Origin of the sequence: Pseudomonas sp. SIMBA_067 (assembly GCF_046534675.1) — a bacterium.
Taxonomy (GTDB): Bacteria; Pseudomonadota; Gammaproteobacteria; order Pseudomonadales; family Pseudomonadaceae; genus Aquipseudomonas; species Aquipseudomonas putida.
In genome coordinates, this window is sequence record NZ_JAWRYH010000005.1 from 305394 (window position 1) to 325892 (window position 20499).

The 20499-nt window shown below is 63.1% G+C and carries 17 protein-coding genes; 14 read left to right on the forward strand and 3 right to left on the reverse strand.

The annotated features are described in order from the left end of the window. The first annotated feature begins 195 nt into the window (after nt 1-195). From SB765_RS14055 to SB765_RS14080, 6 genes are all read left to right on the forward strand, one after another. The gene (locus SB765_RS14055) at nt 196-1575 is read left to right on the forward strand and encodes an OprD family porin (protein ID WP_016501362.1); all 1380 of its coding nucleotides are present in this window, start codon (nt 196-198) and stop codon (nt 1573-1575) included. Between the two features lie 79 nt (nt 1576-1654). Next, the gene (locus tag SB765_RS14060; protein ID WP_410910796.1) at nt 1655-3265 is read left to right on the forward strand and encodes an ABC transporter substrate-binding protein; all 1611 of its coding nucleotides are present in this window, start codon (nt 1655-1657) and stop codon (nt 3263-3265) included. A gap of 91 nt (nt 3266-3356) precedes the next feature. Then, the gene (locus SB765_RS14065) at nt 3357-4367 is read left to right on the forward strand and encodes an ABC transporter permease subunit (RefSeq protein ID WP_016485006.1); all 1011 of its coding nucleotides are present in this window, start codon (nt 3357-3359) and stop codon (nt 4365-4367) included. A gap of 10 nt (nt 4368-4377) precedes the next feature. Further along, nucleotides 4378-5304 (forward strand): ABC transporter permease subunit, encoded by a 927-nt coding sequence (locus tag SB765_RS14070; protein WP_016485005.1) that lies wholly within the window; start codon nt 4378-4380, stop codon nt 5302-5304. Nucleotides 5305-5314: 10 nt separating this feature from the next. Beyond that, nucleotides 5315-6283: an ABC transporter ATP-binding protein gene (locus SB765_RS14075; protein ID WP_016501365.1), complete on the forward strand. Its 969-nt coding sequence runs from the start codon at nt 5315-5317 to the stop codon at nt 6281-6283. Then, a complete protein-coding gene (locus tag SB765_RS14080; protein ID WP_341797635.1) occupies nt 6283-7251 on the forward strand; it encodes a peptide ABC transporter ATP-binding protein in 969 nt (322 codons plus the stop codon). The genes SB765_RS14075 and SB765_RS14080 overlap by 1 nt, the downstream gene beginning before the upstream one ends. Nucleotides 7252-7474: 223 nt before the next feature. Here the strand turns inward: SB765_RS14080 and SB765_RS14085 are convergent, their stop codons facing one another. Continuing rightward, a complete protein-coding gene (locus SB765_RS14085) occupies nt 7475-8374 on the reverse strand; it encodes a hypothetical protein (protein ID WP_132844027.1) in 900 nt (299 codons plus the stop codon). Between the two features lie 211 nt (nt 8375-8585). Here SB765_RS14085 and SB765_RS14090 point away from each other — a divergent pair, with 211 nt between their 5' ends. The 4 genes from SB765_RS14090 (at nt 8586) to SB765_RS14105 (ending at nt 12364) form a co-directional block, all read left to right on the forward strand. Beyond that, complete coding sequence (locus SB765_RS14090) at nt 8586-9386, forward strand: helix-turn-helix domain-containing protein (RefSeq protein WP_410931487.1); 801 nt, start codon at nt 8586-8588, stop codon at nt 9384-9386. A gap of 64 nt (nt 9387-9450) precedes the next feature. Continuing rightward, entirely contained in the window at nt 9451-10857 is a 1407-nt protein-coding gene (locus SB765_RS14095; protein ID WP_410910794.1) for an NAD(P)/FAD-dependent oxidoreductase, read from the forward strand. A 33-nt stretch (nt 10858-10890) separates the two neighbouring features. After that, entirely contained in the window at nt 10891-11232 is a 342-nt protein-coding gene (locus tag SB765_RS14100; protein ID WP_341797631.1) for a cupin domain-containing protein, read from the forward strand. A gap of 52 nt (nt 11233-11284) precedes the next feature. Further along, nucleotides 11285-12364, forward strand: coding sequence for a polyamine ABC transporter substrate-binding protein (locus SB765_RS14105; RefSeq protein ID WP_016501371.1), 1080 nt, complete (start codon nt 11285-11287; stop codon nt 12362-12364). Between the two features lie 34 nt (nt 12365-12398). Here SB765_RS14105 and SB765_RS14110 read toward each other — a convergent pair whose 3' ends face one another. Then, the gene (locus tag SB765_RS14110; RefSeq protein WP_016501372.1) at nt 12399-13982 is read right to left on the reverse strand and encodes a peptide chain release factor 3; all 1584 of its coding nucleotides are present in this window, start codon (nt 13980-13982) and stop codon (nt 12399-12401) included. 557 nt (nt 13983-14539) lie between these two features. Here SB765_RS14110 and SB765_RS14115 point away from each other — a divergent pair. From SB765_RS14115 to SB765_RS14130, 4 genes are read left to right on the forward strand one after another with little or no spacing between them, the layout of a single operon-like run. Further along, the gene (locus SB765_RS14115) at nt 14540-15253 is read left to right on the forward strand and encodes an ABC transporter permease (protein WP_016501375.1); all 714 of its coding nucleotides are present in this window, start codon (nt 14540-14542) and stop codon (nt 15251-15253) included. Nucleotides 15254-15266: 13 nt separating this feature from the next. Next, entirely contained in the window at nt 15267-16181 is a 915-nt protein-coding gene (locus SB765_RS14120) for a glycine betaine ABC transporter substrate-binding protein (RefSeq protein ID WP_410910793.1), read from the forward strand. Continuing rightward, on the forward strand, nt 16178-16831 hold the full coding sequence (locus tag SB765_RS14125; RefSeq protein ID WP_016501377.1) for an ABC transporter permease: 654 nt from the start codon (nt 16178-16180) through the stop codon (nt 16829-16831). The genes SB765_RS14120 and SB765_RS14125 overlap by 4 nt, the downstream gene beginning before the upstream one ends. Then, nucleotides 16828-17985, forward strand: coding sequence for an ABC transporter ATP-binding protein (locus tag SB765_RS14130; protein ID WP_341797629.1), 1158 nt, complete (start codon nt 16828-16830; stop codon nt 17983-17985). Before SB765_RS14125 ends, SB765_RS14130 begins: the two co-directional genes overlap by 4 nt. A gap of 36 nt (nt 17986-18021) precedes the next feature. Here SB765_RS14130 and SB765_RS14135 read toward each other — a convergent pair whose 3' ends face one another. Further along, entirely contained in the window at nt 18022-20451 is a 2430-nt protein-coding gene (locus tag SB765_RS14135; protein ID WP_341797628.1) for a TonB-dependent siderophore receptor, read from the reverse strand. Nucleotides 20452-20499 lie beyond the last annotated feature (48 nt).

Consider the following 20499-nt stretch of genomic DNA (forward strand, 5'->3'; position numbering starts at 1 on the left):
CCGCTCCCACAAGTACCCCCATCAGCCAGGGCCTGCACAGGTCCCTGTGGGAGCGGGTTTACCCGCGAAAAGGCCGGTACAGGTAGCACAACGCCCCCGATTTAGCCCGGCGACCCCGGGCAACCCTGGCAACACCGCAACAACCATCCGGCCCACAAGGCCGGCAATGACTAGAAAAAAATGGGAGCTTCAACCTTGAGAGTATTCACCCTGACCGCACTGGCCTTATCCATCAGTGCCTTTTCCACCGTGGCCCAGGCCGATCCGCAAAGCCAGGCCTTCATCCCGCTCACCCTCAAAGCCAGCAGCGAGCAGGCGCAAGCCAGCGGCTTCATCGACGGCCAGAGCCTGTCCGGCACCACCCGCAACTGGTACGCCCGTGAACGCGCCGCACGCGCGCCGCTGTGGCGCTACTACAAGAGCGACGGCACCCGCCACCCCACCCACAGCCGGGAAAACTGGCTGCAAGGCACCATCCTCAACTACAGCTCCGGTTTCACCCAAGGCACCGTGGGCATCGCCGTCGAGGCCGCAGCCTACAACGCCATTGCCCTGCAACAGAACCGCCAGGCCGTCGCCGGCCCCAACAACCGCACCCTGACCCACAGCGATGGCGACCCCATCGGCCAGTGGAGCAAGCTGGGCCTGGGCAATATCAAGGCGCGTGTGTCCAACACCACCCTTACCCTCGGCCGTCAGTCGGTGGACACGCCGATGATCGCCTACATCGGCAACCGCGCCTTGCCATCGAGCTTCCAGGGCGCGTTCCTGCACAGCGCCGAGTTCGACAACCTGAGCTTCGACCTGGGCACCTTCGACCGTGTCTCGCCACGTACCGAACAGAGCCTGAGCAAGTTCCGCAGCGAATACAGCGCCACGGGTGTGGAAACCGACCGCGCCAGCACCGCCGGCATCAACTACCAGCCGTTCAGGAGCCTGAGCACCAGCCTGTACGCCACCCAGGTCGACGACTTCTGGAACCAGTACTACTTCGGCGCCAACCACGTGCTCGGCGACAGCGCAGTGCTCAGCCTGAGCACCGGCCTGAACTACTACAAGACCGTGGATGCCGGCAGCCAGAAAATGGGCAAGATCGACAACGACACCTACAGCCTGTCGCTCGACCTGACCCACCAGGCCCACACCCTCGGTGCCTCCTGGCAGCAGGTGAACGGCAACGAGTACTTCGACTACCTGCACGAAACCAACGGCATCTACCTGGCCAACTCGCTGCTGTCGGACTTCAACGGCCCCAACGAAAAATCGCTGAAGATCTCCTACGTACTGAACATGGCGCCCTACGGCGTGCCCGGCCTGAAGTTCAACCTGTACAACGCCCGCGGCTGGGGCATCGACGGCACCCACTACCGCGGCACCGCCTACGACGTGAATGGCCTGAACGGCGAAACCCACTACGAGTGGGGCATCGGCACCAGCTACGCGGTGCAGAGCGGGCCGCTGAAAGACACCAGCGTCCGCGCCACCTACACCACCCACCGTGCCAGCAAGGCCCAGGGTGACGGCAGCCTGGACGAGTTCCGCGTGGTCACCACCATTCCATTCAACATTCTTTGACCGCTGGCGCCACGGCCCCTTCGTGACGGGCCGTGGCGGCTACGCTGGAATCAATGCAAAAGCAGGGAGTCTTCAACCCATGCAGAGAGCTTTCATCAAATCGCTACCGCTACGCCTGGCCCTGGCCGCGCTGGTGCTGGGCAGCGCCGCGCAGCTTGCAGCCAAACCGCTGGTGGTGTGTACCGAGGCCAGCCCGGAAGGATTCGACGTTGTCCAGTACACCACCGCCGTCACCTTTGATGCTTCGGCCGAGACGCTCTTCAACCGCCTGGTCGACTTCAAGCCCGGCACCACTGACATCCAGCCAGCCCTGGCCGAGCGCTGGGATATCTCGCCAGACGGCCTGACCTACACCTTCCATCTGCGCCAAGGGGTGAAGTTTCACACCACCGACTACTTCAAGCCAACCCGCGACTTCAACGCCGACGACGTGTTGTGGAGCCTCAACCGCCAACTGGATCCGAACCATCCGTGGCACGACAAGACCAGTGTCGGTTACCCGTATTTTGAAAGCATGGCCTTCAAAGAGCTGCTCAAGTCGGTGAAAAAGGCCGACGAGCGCACCGTGGTGATCACCCTAGCCCGCCCGGAAGCGCCCTTCCTGCATGACATGGCCATGGGTTTCACCTCGATCTACTCCGCCGAGTACGGCGACCAGTTACTCAAGGCTGGTAAAACCGCTGAGCTGAACAGCAAGCCGATCGGCACCGGCGCGTTCATTTTCCAGCGCTACAACAAGGACGCGCAGGTGCGCTTCAAACCCAACCCGGACTACTTCCGCGGTAAACCGCCGGCCGACGCCCTGGTGTTCGCCATTACCTCCGACAGCAACGTGCGCCTGCAAAAGCTGCGCGCCAATGAATGCCAGGTCGCCCTGTATCCCAAGCCGGATGACGTGCCATCGATCAAGACCGACCCAAAGCTCAAGGTCGCCGAAATCGAAGCCCTGGTCACCGGCTACATCGCCATGAATACCGAGCACAAATACCTCAGCGATGTACGCGTGCGCAAAGCCATCAATATGGCTTTCGACCGCCAGACCCATGTTGACCAGCTGTTTGGCAAAGGCAACGCGCTGGTGGGTGTGAACCCCTACCCGCCGACCATGCCTGGCTACAACACTGCAAACCAGAACCCGCCCCGTGACCTCGCAAGAGCACGCGCCCTGCTCAAGGAAGCTGGCGTGCCGGACGGCACGGTGATGACGCTATTCACCCGCAACGGCGGCGGTATGACCAATCCCAACCCTCGCTTATCTGCCGAAATGCTGCAGGCCGACCTGAAACAGATCGGCCTGAAGCTGGATATCCGCGTGATGGAGTGGGCCGAAATGCTGCGCCGCGCCAAGAAGGGCGAAGCCGACATGGTGTCCACCGGCTGGGCGGGCGACAACGGCGATCCAGACAACTTCCTCACCCCACTGCTTAGCTGCGACGCGGCCAAGACCGGCGAGAACTATGCCCGCTGGTGCAACTCGAAATTCCAGGAACTGATCACCCGTGCCCGCGAGGTGGTCGACAACGAGGAGCGTGCAAGGCTCTATAGCGAGGCATTGAAGGTGTACGATGACGACCAACCCTGGATCAGCATGGCCCATCCAAAGATGTTCACCGCCATGCGTGACAACGTGGAGGGCTACGTGATCAGCCCTCTGACCAACAATAACTTCGCCACCACCAAGGTGAAGTAGAACAACAACGACCGCCGGCAGCCCATACGGGAACCGGCGGCACTGCCGTAGCGGGCGGATCGCCCCACGGCCTGATGAGGTAACCCCGACAATGTTGAGTTTTATTGCCCGGCGCCTTGGCCTGTTGATACCGACCTTTTTCGGCATCACCTTGCTCACCTTCGCGCTCATACGCCTGATCCCCGGGGACCCGGTGGAAGTGATGATGGGCGAGCGCAGGGTCGACCCCGAAATGCACGCCCAGGCCATGGAACGCCTGGGCCTTAACAAGCCGCTGCCGGTCCAGTACCTGGACTACGTCGGCAAGCTCGCCCAGGGTGACCTCGGGGAATCGCTGCGCACCCGCGAAAGCGTGTGGACCGAATTCCTCACGCTGTTCCCGGCCACCCTCGAACTGGCCTTCGCCGCCCTGCTGTTCGCCGGCATCGTCGGCCTGCTGGCCGGGGTGATTGCCGCGCTCAAGCGCGGCTCACTGTTCGACCACGGGGTGATGGGCATATCCCTGGCCGGCTACTCGATGCCGATCTTCTGGTGGGGCCTGATCCTGATCATGTTCTTCTCGGTAAGCCTGGGCTGGACCCCGGTGTCCGGGCGTATCGACCTGCTTTACGACATCGAGCCGAAGACCGGCTTCATGCTCATCGATACCCTGCTCAGCGACGAAGAAGGCGCGTTCAAGGACGCGGTGATGCACCTGATTTTGCCAGCCATCGTGCTGGGCACCATCCCGCTGGCGGTAATCGCCCGCATGACCCGTTCGTCGATGCTTGAAGTGCTGCGCGAAGACTACATCCGCACCGCTCGCGCCAAGGGCCTTTCGCCCGCCCGGGTGGTGTTCGTGCATGGTCTGCGCAACGCCCTGATTCCGGTGCTCACGGTGTTCGGCCTGCAGGTCGGCACACTACTGGCCGGTGCAGTGCTGACCGAAACCATCTTTTCCTGGCCGGGCATCGGCAAGTGGCTGATCGAAGCCATCGGTGCCCGTGACTACCCCGTGGTCCAGAACGGCATCCTGTTGATTGCCTGCCTGGTGATCCTGGTCAACTTCGTCGTGGACATCCTCTACGGCCTGGCCAACCCACGCATCCGTCATCAGCGCTGAGGCCTTTGCCATGACTAGCCCGATTGCAAAATCCGTGTCGCCGGCCAGCCCGGTGGACCAGAGCCTGCTCTACCCCTCGCCGTACAAAGAATTCTGGCAAGCCTTTGCGCGCAACAAAGGCGCAGTGATGGGCCTGGCCTTCATGTGTCTGGTGGTGTTCTGCGCACTGTTCGCGCCATGGGTTGCCCCCCATGACCCGAGCGAGCAGTACCGCGACTTCCTGCTGACCCCGCCGGTATGGCTCGAAGGCGGCACCTGGCAGTTCATCCTCGGCACCGACGAACTGGGCCGCGACCTGCTTTCGCGCTTGATCCAGGGGGCGCGGCTGTCGCTGCTGATCGGCCTGTCGTCGGTGGTGATGTCGCTGATCCCGGGCATCCTGCTGGGCCTGCTGGCAGGCTTCTTCCCGCACATCCTCGGCCCGTCGATCATGCGCCTGATGGACGTGATGCTGGCCCTGCCCTCCCTGCTGCTGGCCGTGGCCATCGTTGCCATCCTCGGCCCAGGGCTGATCAATACGGTGATCGCCATCGCCATCGTCTCCCTGCCCTCCTACGTGCGCCTTACCCGGGCTGCGGTGATGGTCGAGCTGAACCGCGACTACGTCACCGCCGCACGCCTGGCAGGTGCCGGGCTGCCACGGCTGATGTTCGTCACCGTGCTGCCCAACTGCATGGCGCCGCTGATCGTGCAGGCCACCCTCAGCTTCTCCTCGGCGATCCTCGACGCTGCCGCCCTGGGCTTCCTCGGCCTGGGCGTGCAACCGCCGACCCCGGAGTGGGGCACCATGCTGGCTTCGGCCCGTGACTACATCGAGCGTGCCTGGTGGGTGGTGAGCCTGCCCGGCCTGACCATTCTGCTCAGTGTGCTGGCAATCAACCTGATGGGCGACGGCCTGCGCGATGCGCTGGACCCGAAACTCAAGAACGCCGCCTGAGGAGAACGCCATGTCACTGTTGCAAATCAAAAACCTGAACGTGCGCTTCGGCGATGCCAATGCGGTACCCGTGGTCGATGGCCTGGACCTGTCGGTGGACGCCGGGGAAATCCTGGCCATCGTCGGCGAATCCGGCTCGGGCAAATCCGTGACCATGATGGCCTTGATGGGCCTGATCGACGCCCCCGGGCGCATCACCGCCGACACCCTCAGCTTCGACGGCACCGACATGCTCAAGCTCAGCGGCCGCCAGCGGCGCAAGGTGGTGGGCAAGGACATCGCCATGGTCTTCCAGGACCCGATGACCGCGCTCAACCCCAGCTATACCGTGGGCTACCAGATCGAAGAAGTGCTGCGCCAGCACCTGGGCCTGAAGGGCAAGGCCGCGCGCCAGCGTGCCCTTGAACTGTTGAAAAAGGTCGAGATCCCGGCAGCGGAAAGCCGCCTGGACGCCTACCCGCACCAGCTGTCTGGCGGCATGAGCCAGCGCGTGGCGATTGCCATGGCCATTGCCGGCGAGCCCAAGCTGCTGATCGCAGACGAGCCGACCACCGCGCTGGACGTGACCATCCAGGCGCAGATCATGGAGCTGCTGGTCAACCTGCAGAAGGAGCGCAACATGGCGCTCATCCTGATCACCCACGACCTTGCCGTGGTCGCCGAAACGGCCAGGCGGGTATGCGTGATGTACGCAGGCGAAGCCGTCGAAGTGGGCCAGGTGCCGACGCTGTTCGACGTGCCCGCCCACCCTTACAGCGAAGCCTTGCTGGCGGCGATCCCCGAGCACAGCATCGGCGCCGAGCGCCTGGCCACCCTGCCCGGCATCGTCCCCGGCCGCTACGACCGCCCGGTCGGCTGCCTGTTGTCGCCGCGCTGCCCCTACGTGCAGGACAACTGCCGGCGCCAGCGCCCGCCTCTCGATCCTCAGGCCCACAGCCTGGTGCGTTGCTTCTATCCGCTGAACCAGGAGGTGGCGTGATGGCCGTCGTTTTATCTGCACGGGACCTGACCCGGCATTACGAAGTCTCCCGCGGGCTGTTCAAAGGCCACGCCCTGGTCCGCGCACTGAATGGCGTGTCGTTCGAACTGGAAGCCGGCAAGACCTTGGCGGTGGTCGGCGAGTCCGGCTGCGGCAAGTCGACCCTGGCCCGTGCCCTGACCCTCATCGAAGAACCGTCGTCCGGTTCGCTGCAAATCGCCGGTACCGAGGTGACAGGCGCCAGCAAGGCGCAGCGCAAGCAACTGCGCCGCGATGTGCAAATGGTGTTCCAGAGCCCTTACGCCTCGCTTAACCCACGGCAGAAAATTGGTGACCAGCTGGCCGAGCCACTGCTGATCAACACCTCTCTGAGCAAGGCCGAGCGGCGCGAGAAAGTGCAAAAAATGATGGAGCAGGTGGGCCTGCGCCCGGAACACTACCAGCGCTACCCGCACATGTTCTCCGGGGGCCAGCGCCAGCGCATTGCCTTGGCCCGGGCGATGATGCTGCAACCCAAAGTGCTGGTGGCGGACGAGCCGACCTCGGCGCTGGACGTGTCGATCCAGGCACAGGTGCTGAACCTGTTCATGGACTTGCAGAAGGAGTTCGACACCGCCTACGTGTTCATCTCGCACAACCTGGCGGTGGTGCGACATGTGGCCGATCACGTGCTGGTGATGTACCTGGGGCGCCCGGTGGAAATGGGGGCCAAGGATGATATCTACGAGAAACCGCTGCATCCCTACACCCAGGCGCTGCTGTCGGCGACGCCAGCCATTCATCCCGACCCGCTGAAGCCGAAGATCCGCATTGTCGGGGAGCTGCCCAACCCGCTGAATCCACCGGATGGGTGCGCGTTTCACAAGCGTTGCCCGTATGCGACCGAGCGGTGTGCCAAGGAGGTGCCGGCGTTACGGCAGGTGAGTAGCCGGCAGGTGGCTTGCCACTATGCCGAGCAGTTCCTGTAGATGACCGGGGGCGCTTTGCGCCCCATCCGCAGCACAAGGCTGCTCCTGCAAGGGATCGCGATAACAGGGGATATCGCGGTCGTCTGTAGGAGCAGCCTTTTGCTGCGAAAGGGCCGCAAAGCGGCCCTCTCGGTCAATGCATGAAAATGGCGATGAGGATGATGACCGGGATCGGTACACCAAGCATCCAGAGCAGTATCGAGCGCATGTCGGTTCTCCTTGCTTAACGTTGAATGGTGCGATGTGCGACGTACTCACCTTCCAGCCACTGCACCTGGTCACGACGGCGACCACCGTAAAGCGCTGCAAGGCTGGCGAAGAAGGCGCCACACAGCAGCGCGACGAAGGTCCACAATGCTGTCCAGGCAGCTACTTTGGCGGCGGTATCAGCGGCTTGCTTGGCCTGCACTTTCAACTGTTGCACCTGGGCCATCACCTGATCGACACGGGCTTCGGCCTCGGCTTGGGTCAGACGGGTGCGCTGGGCCACCAGCTGCGCCAGGTAGGTGCGGTCCTCGGCAGGTAGCGCACCATCGCTGGCAATGCCTTTGGCCAGGATGCGTGCGGCCACGCCGTTTGCTGCATCGTCGCTCACGGGTGCAGGGCCATCGCCACGGAACAGGCTATCGACGAAATAGCCCATCGAATCGTTGTTGTCACCGGACGCCGCCGCACCACCGGCAGCCGCCGATACTGTGGCCGCCTGCGAAGCCGCGCTGGCACCAGCGCCCACCAGGTTGCCCGCAGCGCCCAGCACCAGCATGGCCGTAACCAGGGTAGCTACAGCCCAGGACAGGAAGCCATGCGCGGTGTCGCGGAAATACACTTCATCGCCATGCAAGTTGGCCCATTTCACCCGCAACCGACCGGCAATGTAGCCGCCCAGGCCCGAAGCGATGATCTGCGTCAGCAGCAACCATACGATGGTGGAAATGCCCAGGGCCTTGGCACTGGCCCCCTCGTCTGCCCAAGGGGAAGTAGCTGCGAAGCCAAGCCCTGCACCAAGGACCACCAGGATCAGGGACAAGGCAGCTGCGGTAGCGGCACCAGCGAAAATCGCAGCCCAGGAAACACCTGAGCGGCTTTGTGAATCGACAGCGGGATAGTCGGCAGGGGTGATCATGATGTTTTCGCCTTAAGTGGTTAGCGACAAGTCCATTCGCGCAGTAACCACTGCAGCGGCTGTGCCATTTGCGAAAAAAAATTACACCCTTATAAAACAATGAGTTAGAAATAGCGGCTTGTTCATAATCGTGCAAATTGCGCGACTTGGCGCTGTGCATCAGGTGTTCTGCATTCTTGTAGCAAGCTTTGCGCCGAGGCATCATTCCCCCATGACGCTCCCTGATGGCCCTGCCCAGACCCCGATTACCGCCGACACGGTGCTGCGCTACCACCTGTGCTGGAAGCATCGCAACCTCGACGGCGTCATTGCGCTGTACCACCCCGACATCCAGTACCAGGACTTCTTCCAGAACCGCGTGCTTGGCTACGTTGAGTTGCGCGACTACGTGCGCGCCTGCCTGCCCCATGAAGCCGGCGAAGATATCGTTCACAGCGACCGAATCCGCGTAGATGGCTGCACCGCATTCATCCAGTACCAAGTCACCGTCCAGGGCGGTGACGGCCTGGTGGCGTTCCAGTCCAGTGAGGCGATCACCGTCAAGGACGGGCTGATCTGGCGGGTCAACGAATACGCCACGCTGGTTCGCCAGAACGGCAGCGGGCACGGCCGCAGCGGCCCGCGCCCGGCCACCAGCCGCCTGGGCCTGTCGCCGCGGCAGCTGTCGACCATGGCCCAGGACCTGGAGCACTACTTCCAGCGCCAGCGCCCCTACCTGGACCCGGAGCTGGACCTGCAGCAGGTGGCCGACGCCAGCGGCTACAGCCGCAACCAGATTTCCTACCTGCTGAACCAGGTGCTCGGGCAAAGCTTCTACCGCTACGTCAACCAGGCCCGCCTGCAGCACCTGATGGCCAGCCTCGACGACGACAGCGTCGAGGCGACGATCGACGAGCTGGCGTTCAGCGCCGGTTTCAACTCGCTGTCGGCGTTCTACAAGTGCTTCCGCGAGCACACCAGGCTCACGCCCAAGGCCTACCTCAAGCAAATTTCTCTGCGTGCACGCACGTAAGACAGCCACTGGCTGACAGCACTAGGATCGCCCACAGACCTTGACCGATGTGGAGCCGAACCCGATGCAACCCCTGCGCACGCTCAGCCTGTGGATGGACCAGCTCGAAGAGCCATTGTGCGCCCGCCCGGCCCTGCACGAAGACCTGGCAGTGGATGTGTGCATCATCGGTGCCGGCTACACCGGCCTGTGGACCGCCTACTACCTCAAGCGCCAGGCGCCACAACTGAGCATCGCCGTGATCGACGCCAACATCGCCGGCTTCGGCGCGTCCGGGCGCAATGGCGGCTGGCTGATGGGCAACCTGCTGGGCGAAGACCGCCTGCTCGCCACCCTGTCGCCACAACAGCGCCGCGCCAGCATCGACCTGCTGCACGGCATTCCCGATGAAGTGCAGGGTGTGTTGCAACGCGAAGGCATCGACTGCGACTACCGCAAGGGCGGCGTGCTGTACTGCGCCGCGCGCTACCCGGAGCAAGAACGCAGCCTGCGTGCCTACCTCGATGACTTGTATCGCCAAGGCATGACCGAGGACGACTACCGCTGGCTACGCCCCGAGCAACTGGAAAACCAGCTGCGGGTCAGTAATGCATTTGGTGCCATCTACAGCCCGCACACAGCGACCATCCAGCCGGCCAAGCTGGTGCGTGGCCTGGCGCGGGCCGTGGAAGCGCTGGGGGTGCCAATCTACGAAAACGCCCCGGCCATCGACTGGCAACCCGGCGAGGTGCGCACCCCGCTGGCGCGGATTCGCTGCCAGTGGATGGTGCCGGCCGTCGAAGGCTACGCCGCCAGCCTGCCGCCGCTGGGCAAGCACCAGTTACCGGTACAGAGTTTGCTGATAGCCACCGAACCGCTGCCGGAATCGACCTGGGAGCAGATCGGCCTGAGCCAGGGCCAAGCCTTCAGCGAGAGCAGCCGCCAGGTCACCTATGGCCAGCGCACTGCCGACAACCGCCTGGTATTCGGCGCACGCGGTGGTTATCGCTTCGGTGGCCGCCTGCGCGAAAACTTCAACCTCCAAGAGCACGAAATCGAACTGCGCCGCTACCTGTTCAGCGAGCTGTTCCCGCAGCTCAAGCATGTGCGCATCACCCACTCCTGGGGCGGCAACCTGGGCATGGCGCGGCGCTTCCGCCCGCACATGCTCTGCGACCGTCAGCGCGGCATTGCCCTGGCCGGTGGCTACGGTGGCGAAGGCGTCGGTGCCACCAACCTGGGCGGACGCACCCTGGCGGCGCTAATCCTTGACCAGCACAACGAACTGACTGCGCAACCTTGGGTACTGGACAACCGCCCGGTATCGAGTCTGGCCAGCTGGCCGCCAGAGCCCTGCCGCTGGCTGGGCTACAACGCGATCATCCAAAGCTTCGTCCACGAGGACCGGACCCTCGCCAACCCCGCCAGCGCGCCGTGGAGGCGGCGCCTGGCCAGCTCGCTTGCGGACTTCATGGAAGGCTTCATGCACTGACTTCCCTTATCAACTGCACAGGATCCACCGGTCATGAGCATTACCCAGTTCAAGAACACCGACAGCGCTGTGCTCGACAGCTCCAACCCGGTCGCGGTGCCGCTTGGCGAACCCGTGGCGGTGACATCTGTCACCTGCGTGGAACGCAGTGATGGCGTCGAAACCGGCATCTGGGAGTGCACCCCGGGGCGCTGGCGGCGGCAGATCGTGCAACAGGAGTTCTGCCATTTCATCAAGGGCCGCTGCACCTTCACCCCCGACGGTGGCGAGCCCCTGGTTATAGAAGCCGGAGACGCATTGATGCTACCGGCCAACAGCACCGGCATCTGGGACATCCAGGAGACCGTGCGCAAGACCTACGTACTCATTTTCTGATCCGCTGATCGCCTGCCTTCGATAACAACAGACAAAGCAAGGTAAACCCGACATGCGCACGCTCCTTCTCGCCCCCCTGATGCTGGCCGCCAGTGTGGCCGGCGCCGCCGAAACGGTGAAAATCTACAACTGGTCCAGCTACGTCGCCCCCGACACGCTGAAGAACTTCCAGCAAGCCAGCGGCATCGTGCCCACCTACGACGTGTACGACAGCAACGAAACCCTCGACGGCAAGCTGATGACCGGCAACTCCGGCTACGATGTGGTGTTCCCTTCCAACCACTTCATGGCCCGGCAGATCCAGGGCAAGGCCCTGAAGAAGCTGGACAAGTCGCAGCTGCCCAACTGGCAAAACCTCAACCCGGTGCTGCTCAAGGCACTGGAGGTGAACGACCCGGGCAACCAGTACGGCTTCCCGTACCTGTGGGGCAGTACCGGCATCGGCTACAACATCGACAAGGTCAAGGCGGTGCTCGGCGACAACGCGCCGGTGGACTCGTGGGACCTGATCTTCAAGCCCGAGTACATGAGCAAGCTGAAAAGCTGTGGCGTCGCCGTACTGGACAACGGCCCCGAACTGCTGCCGATTGCCCTGCACTACCTGGGCCTGCCGCACCACAGCCAGAACCCGGCGGACTACGACAAGGCCAAGGCGTTGTTGATGCAGGTGCGGCCTTACATCAGCTACTTCCATTCATCGAAGTACACCGGCGACCTGGCCAATGGCGATATCTGTGTGGTGGTGGGCTTCTCGGGGGATGTGCTGCAAGCGAAAAACCGTGCCGAAGAAGCGAAGAACGGGGTGAAGGTGGGCTATTCGATACCCAAGGAAGGCGCGCCCATGTGGTTTGACATGGTGGCCATGCCGGCCGATGCTCCGGACGAAAAAGCCGGGTATGCCTACATGAACTACCTGCTGCAGCCAGAGGTGATGGCCAACATCAGCAACCATGTGCAATACGCTAACGGCAACCTGAAAGCGGACGGGCTGGTGGAGCCGGCCATGAAGGGCAATACGATGATTTACCCGAGCGAAGACATGATGGGTAAATTGTATGCGCTGGAAGCGATGCCGGCGAAGATCGACCGCATTCGCACCCGGATCTGGACCAGTATCAAAGCCGGAAATTGAAATGGGGCCGCCTAGCGGCCCCCGATTTCAGGCCTTAATGGTGTTCGCGGGTCGCGCGGAACTTGACGTCCGGCCAGCGCTCTTCCATCAGTGCCAGGTTGACCCGGGTCGGCGCCAGGTAGGTCAGGTGCCCGCCACCGTCGATGGCCAGGTTCTCCATGGCCTTGGTCTGGAATTCCTCGAGCTTCTTCTTGTCATCGCAGCTGATCCAGCGCGCCGACCACACGGTGATTGGCTCGTAGGCGCATTCGACCTTGTACTCTTCCTTCAGGCGGCTGGCGACCACATCGAACTGCAGCACACCGACCGCCCCGAGGATGATGTCGTTGCTGCGCTCCGGGAAGAACACCTGGGTTGCACCCTCTTCGGCCAGCTGCTGCAGGCCCTGGCGCAGCTGCTTGGACTTGAGCGGGTCCTTCAGGCGCACGCGGCGGAACAGCTCCGGGGCGAAGTGCGGAATACCCGTGAAGCCCAGCGCCTCACCTTCGGTGAAGGTGTCGCCAATCTGGATGGTGCCGTGGTTGTGCAGGCCGATGATGTCACCGGCAAAGGCCTCGTCCAGTTGCTCGCGCTCGGAGGAGAAGAAGGTCAGCGCGTCACCGATGCGCAGGTCCTTGCCGGTACGCACGTGGCGCATCTTCATGCCCTTCTCGTACTTGCCCGAGCAGATGCGCATGAAGGCGATACGATCGCGGTGTTTCGGGTCCATGTTCGCCTGGATCTTGAACACGAAGCCTGTGAACTTCTCTTCCACCGGCTCCACGGTACGCTCGTGGGCGACACGGGCCAGCGGGCGCGGCGCCCAGTCGACAACGGCATCGAGCACATGGTCGACACCGAAGTTGCCCAGCGCCGTACCGAAGAACACCGGGGTCAGTTGGCCATTGATGAACTCGTCCTGATCGAACTCGTGGCATGCGCCCTGTACCAGCTCAAGCTGTTCGAGGAAGCGATCATATTCGTCACCCAGGTGCGCGCGGGCTTCATCGGAGTCGAGCTTCTCGATGATCTTCACCTCGGTACGCTCATGGCCGTGGCCCGGGGTGTAGACGATGATGTAGTCACCTTGCAGGTGGTACACACCCTTGAAGTCACGGTAGCAGCCAATCGGCCAGGTGATCGGCGCAGCCTTGATCTTCAGAACGGCTTCGATCTCGTCGAGCAGTTCGATCGGGTCGCGGATGTCACGGTCGAGTTTGTTGATGAAGCTGACGATTGGCGTATCGCGCAGGCGGCACACGTCCATCAGGGCGATGGTACGCGGCTCTACACCTTTACCGCCGTCGAGCACCATCAGCGCCGAGTCCACCGCGGTCAGGGTGCGGTAGGTGTCTTCCGAGAAGTCTTCGTGGCCGGGGGTGTCGAGCAGGTTGATCATGTGCTCGCGGTACGGGAACTGCATCACCGAGGTGGTGATGGAGATGCCGCGCTGCTTCTCCATTTCCATCCAGTCGGAGGTGGCGTGGCGGTCGGACTTGCGCGACTTCACGGTACCGGCGACGGCAATGGCCTTGCCCATCAGCAGCAGCTTCTCGGTGATGGTGGTCTTACCGGCGTCGGGGTGGGAAATGATTGCGAAAGTGCGGCGCTTCGCGACTTCGGCGGCCTGGTTGGTCATGGGAAATCGCCTGACTGGGGGATTCAAAAAGGGGCGATATCATACCTGAAGTTGGGCTGGGACCAAAATCTGCTGAACCAGCGGCACTTGTTCCAGCCTCTTCGCGGGTGAACCCGCTCCCACAATGACTGCGCTGTTTTCAAGCCTTGAGCAGTACCTGTGGGAGCTGGCTTGCCGGCGACAGGGCCAGCCCGACAGCAAAAAATCATCAGGCAATCGCTTTATCACGACAAATGGCCAAAGCGCAGTTATTTCAACGCCTGCAGCGCATTACGCTGCTGTTTTTTCTCGCCAAAATTCCTGAGACCCAGTGATTAACGCTGGCCAAATGCCGCCTCAGATGGGAACCTTTGCGCCCACGGAGGCGTCCATTCCCCTGCAACCCGCTTCGGTTGGGGACTGGTTTCATCAGCATTTTCGGGCCCGACGGGGTTCGGCTCATGGCCTGATCGCAGCCTTCGGCGTGCGTCACGCTGCTACTCGCGAACACACCAACCGCCGCCAGGACTGGCCGGCAAAAAAGAAGTGTGCTCGCCGACAACACAAGGAGTCCGCCTGTGGCTAAACGCTACGGAAAAGGGCTGTTGGGATGCGCCACCGTGCTCGTCATCCTGGCCCTGCTGGTCCACTGGATCGGCATCGACACGATCGCGCGTTACCGCGACGATCTTGGGTTCTACCTGCAAGCGCACCTGGTTCTGGTGCTGGCTTCGATGGCGGCGGCGTTGGCCGTGGGCATCCCGGCTGGCATTGCCCTCAGTCGACCGCACCGGGTCGACAAAGCCGAGCGCTTCATGCAGTTTTTCAACGTTGGCAACACCATTCCTCCCCTGGCCGTTCTGGCCATCGCGCTCAGTATCCTGGGCATCGGCGCCGGGCCTGCGATCTTCGCGCTGTTCCTCGCCTCCCTCCTGCCCATCGTGCGCAACACCTACGAGGGCCTGAAAAATGTCCCCGCCTCGCTCAAGGAAGCCGCCACCGGCATCGGCATGACCCCGCGCCAGCAGCTCTGGCAGGTGGAGCTACCGAATGCCGTGCCGATCATCGTCGGTGGTGTCCGTGTGGCCTTGGCATTGAACGTGGGCACCGCACCGCTGGCCTTCCTGATCGGCGCCAACAGCCTGGGTAGCCTGATCTTCCCCGGCATCGCCCTGAACAACCAGCCACAGCTGCTGCTGGGTGCCGCCTGCACCGCACTGCTGGCACTGGTGCTGGACGCGGCGGTGAGTTTCTCCAGCAAGCGCTGGCTGGAACGTGGCCTGGCCCAATAAGGATAGGGAACGTATGAACAAGAGAATCGCCTTGCTGCTGGGCGCGGCCCTGCTGTTCGCAGGATTTGCCCAGGCAGTGGAAAAACCGCTGGTGCGCATCGGCGCGCGGGTGTTCACCGAGCAGACCGTGCTCGCCGAAATCACTGCGCAATACCTGCGCGCCAATGGCTTTGACGTGCGTGTCACCAGCGGCCTTGGCAGCAACATCGCGCGGCAGGCCCAGGAGACCGGCCAGCTCGACCTGATGTGGGAATACACCGGGGTTTCGCTGGTGTCGTACAACCACATCGACGAGCGCATGCCCAGTGCCGAAGCCACCTTCGCCAAGGTCAAGGAGCTGGATGCAAAGAAGGACCTGATCTGGCTGACCCCGTCGAAGTTCAGTAACACCTACGCGCTGGGCCTGCCCAAGCAAGTGGCCGAGGCCTACCCGCAGGTCAACACCATCAGTGACCTCAACCAGGTACTGCGTGACGAAAGCCAGCACAACCACCTGGTGGCGCTGGACACCGAGTTCGCCAACCGCCCCGACGGCCTCGTTGGCCTGCGCGAGATGTACGGCCTGCCGCTGGACCGGCGCAACATCCGCCAGATGGACGGTGGCCTGGTGTACACCGCCATGCGCAACAACCAGGTATTCGCCGGGCTGGTGTACACCACCGACGGCCGCCTGAGTGCGTTCAACCTCAAGCTGCTGGAAGACGACAAGCACTACTTCCCCGATTACACCGCAGCGCCCGTGGTGCGCAAAGCCGTGCTCGACGCAAACCCGCAACTGGCCGCACTGCTCAAGCCACTGGCCGAGCAGCTGGATGACGAAACCATGCGCCAGCTCAACGCCAAGGTCGACGTGGAGCACCAGAACCCGACTGCCGTGGCCGCCACCTTCCTGCGCGAGCACCCACTGAACAGCGAGGGCCAGCCATGAACCTGATCGATACCTTCAGCCACCTGGACTGGGCCCAGGTGCTGCAACTGACCTGGCAGCACATCATGCTGGTGGGCGTTGCGGTGAGCCTGGCCATTCTCGTCGGCGTGCCGCTGGGCATCCTCATGACCCGCTTCCCGGCCGTTGCCGGGCCGCTGCAAGCCAGCGCCACGGTGCTGCTGACCATCCCGTCGATTGCCCTGTTCGGCCTGCTGCTGCCGTTCTATTCCAAGTTCGGCCAGGGGCTGGGGCCATTGCCAGCGATCACTGCGGTGTTCCTCTATTCGCTGCTGCCGATCCTGCGCAACACCTACCTGGCCCTGACCAACGTAGAGCCCGGTATCCGTGAAGCTGCGCGCGGCATCGGCATGACCTTCGGCCAGCGCCTGCGCATGGTCGAGCTGCCCATCGCCGTGCCGGTGATCCTCGCCGGTGTGCGCACTGCCGTGGTCATGAACATCGGCGTCATGACCATTGCCGCCACCATCGGCGCCGGCGGCCTGGGCGTGCTCATTCTTACCTCCATCAGCCGCAGCGACATGTCGATGCTGCTGGTCGGTGCCGTACTGGTCAGCCTGCTGGCCATCATTGCCGACCTGCTGCTGCAAACCCTGCAACGTGCCCTGACTCCAGAAGGACTGCGCCCATGATCGAACTGAAGAACCTCAGCAAAACCTTCAACGTCAACGGCAAGGACGTCAAAGCCGTCGACGCGGTAAGCCTCACTGTCAACGAAGGGGAAATCTGCGTGTTCCTCGGCCCCTCGGGCTGCGGCAAGAGCACCACGCTGAAAATGATCAACCGGCTGATCACGCCTACTTCGGGCCAGGTGTTCATCAATGGCGAGGACACCACCGGGCTGGACGAAGTCACCCTGCGCCGCCATATCGGCTATGTGATACAGCAGATCGGCCTGTTCCCCAACATGACCATCGAAGAAAACATCACCGTGGTCCCGCGCCTGCTCGGCTGGGACAAGCAAAAGTGCCATGAACGCGCCCGCGAGCTGATGCACATGATCAAGCTCGAACCCAAGCAGTACCTGCAGCGCTACCCGCGCGAGCTGTCCGGTGGCCAGCAGCAGCGCATCGGCGTGATCCGCGCGCTTGCCGCCGACGCACCGGTATTGCTGATGGACGAGCCATTCGGCGCAGTCGACCCGATCAACCGCGAGATGATCCAGAACGAGTTCTTCGAGATGCAGCGGGCGCTGAACAAGACCGTGATCATGGTCAGCCACGACATCGACGAAGCGATCAAGCTGGGCGACAAGATTGCCATCTTCCGTGCCGGCAAACTGTTGCAGCTGGACCACCCGGACACGCTGCTGGCGCACCCGGCGGATGACTTTGTCAGCAACTTCGTTGGCCAGGACAGCACGCTCAAGCGCCTGCTGCTGGTGCGTGCCGAGGATGCAGCGGACAACGCGCCGTCGGTGAGCCCGGAGACCCCCGTGAGCGATGCACTGGAGCTGCTGGATGAGCACGACCGCCGCTACGTGGTGGTGACCGATGCACAGAACAAGGCACTGGGCTATGTACGCCGACGTGACATGCACCGCCAGCAAGGGACGTGTGGCGACTTCCTGCGGCCGTTCAATGCCACGGCCTCGCACGATGAGCATTTGCGCATCCTGCTGTCGCGCATGTACGAGTTCAACCGGGCGTGGTTGCCGGTGCTGGACGCTGAGCAGGTGTTTTTGGGCGAGGTGACGCAGGAGTCGATTGCGGCGTACCTGAGCTCGGGCAGATCGCGCGGGGGCAAGACCAGCATTGTTTCGCCGGCTGACGCGGTGGTTTCCTAGAAAGCCGGGGGCGCTTCGCGCCCCAGCAATCTCGAGTCAGAACCCTACGCTGGCCTGCACATAAAAGGTCCGCGGCTCACCTACATAGATGCCGGCATTGTTGTCGCTGGAGCGGGTGAAGTACTGCTTGTCGAACAGGTTCTTCACCCCCGCCGCCAGCTTCAGGTTGGACATCTCGGGCCCGAATTCATACCCGCCACGGGCATGCCAGGTCACGTAACCCGGAATATCGCCATACTGCCCATCCGCACTTGGCTCGGTGATGTAGTCGCCGTTGAAGCTGCCATCGGCGTTGATCCCGGTCCCCGGCGCGCGCTGTTTGGATTGGGCGTAGGCGTCCAGGTTCCAGGTCCAGCGGTTGACCGCGTAACGCACGCCGGCGGTGGCCACCTGACGTGAATAGAACGGCAAGTCACGGCCCTTGAAACCCGGGATCTCACCTTCATATGTGGCGCGGGTAAAGGTGTACCCACCGCTCACCGAAAGCCCTTCCAGGCGCGGGTCCAGCCCGGCCAGGTCGTAGCGCACCGACGCCTCGATACCCTGGTGCTTGGTCGCCCCGAGGTTGGTCCAGCCCACATCGTTGCTGATGTACTGCAGCTCGTCATCGAAGTCGATGTAGAACGCCGTCAGCTCGCCGGCAAAGCCACCATTGTCATAGCGCGTGCCGATTTCGTAGGTCTTGGCCTTTTCCGGCTCCAGGCCATTGGCCGTGCTGTTGCCGGTACCGCCCTGGCCCAGCTGGAAGTACTGCAGGCTACCGAACGAGGTTTCGTAGTTGGCAAACACTTTCCATGCGTCGGAGATGTGGTACATCACGCTCAGCGCCGGCAGCGGCTCGTTGCTGGTGATGCTGCGCTTCTTCTCCGCCACCGGGCGGTTGTTGGCATCCAGCACCGGGCGGTCGCGCCAGTCGGTATTGATGTGCTCGAAGCGCACGCCCGGGGTGATGGTCCAGTTGCCCACATCGATCTTGTCGTCGATGTAGTAGGCGCTGGCCTCGGTACCCCCGCTGCGGTCCTGGAACACGTGGCCGTCAGAGGTCGGCGTCACGGTCGGCACGTTGTCGATCAGCGCCAGGCGGGTCGACTGTTCGCGCATCGCTTCCTTCAGGTAGCGATAACCCACGCTGACTTCCTGGGTGGTCGGGCCGGCAAAGAAGATGCGCGACACCCGTGGCTCGATGGCGAAGGTGTGATAGTTGCGCGGGTACGACGACAGGGTCTTCATGTCACGCGAGGCGATGGCGCTGCCGCGGAAGCTGTCGGTGTAGTAGGTCAGCACTTCGAACTGGGTGGCATCGTCAAGCTGGCGCTGCCACTTGAACGACACATCCTTGCGCCGACCGGCGAAGTAGTCATAGTCGCGCAGCGACTGGTACGGGTTGCTGTCGTACTGGGCCTGGGTCAGGCCGCCGGGCATGTCGGCACGGCCATCGTAGTAATGGAAGTTGAGCCAGAACTCATCGACATCGGTGGGCGCCCAGTGGGTCTTGAGGATGACGTCGTCGATGTCGTTGCCATTGTTGCTTTCACGGTAACCGTTGCCGTTCACCCCGGTGTACAGCAGCGCCACGCCCATGCCGTTGTCAGCCGTGCCGCCGACGAAAGCCGACTCGGTGTGCTTCCAGCCGCCGTGCTGGGAGGTTTCCAGGGTGGTGGACAGTTCCGCTGATGCCTTTTCCGGAATCGCCCGGGTGACGAAGTTGATCACCCCTCCCACGTTCTGCGGGCCATAGCGTACCGAGCCGGCTCCACGCACCACGTCGATGCTGTCGAGGTTGCCCGAGGAGATCGGCGCCATCGACAGCTGTGGCTGGCCATACGGCGCGAAGGCGGCGGGGATGCCGTCGATCAATACGGTGGAGCGCGGCGACAGGCGCGAGGTCAGGCCGCGTACGCCCACGTTCAGCGACAGGTCGCTGCCGCCGGTGCCGTTGGAGTCCTGCACCTGCACACCCGGGATGCCGCGCAGTACGTCGCGCACGTTCATAGCGCCCTTCTCCACCATCGCCTCGCGGCGCACCACGGTGCGCGCACCGGGGTGGTTCTGCACCACGCTCTGCTGGGCATCGCCCAACCAGTCACCGACCACCTTGATGTCGGTGGGCGCCAGCTCCAGGCTGCCGCTGCCCAGGTCGAGGGTAGTCGGCAGCGGCTTTACCACGACGGTGTCCTGGGACATCTCGAAGGTCAGCCCGCTGCCTTGCAGCAACTGTTGCAGCGCCTGCACCGGCGCCAGGTTGCCGGACACCGCCGGGGCCTGTTTGCCGGCCACCAGCTCGGGGCTGAAGAACAGCTGCAGGTTGGTTTGCTGACCCAGCTGATTCAGGGCCGAGGCGAGCGGTTGGGCCTGGATCTGGATGGTGTTGCCCGCCTCAGCAGCCTGGCTGTTGACGGCCACGGCGCTGACCGCCAGGGCCAGCGCCAGGGCGCGGAAGCGTGGGAAGGGTTTGTTGTTGTTCACGTCGTCGAAACATCCTGGAGTGCGGAATAAACGCCAACCGCGTGCAAA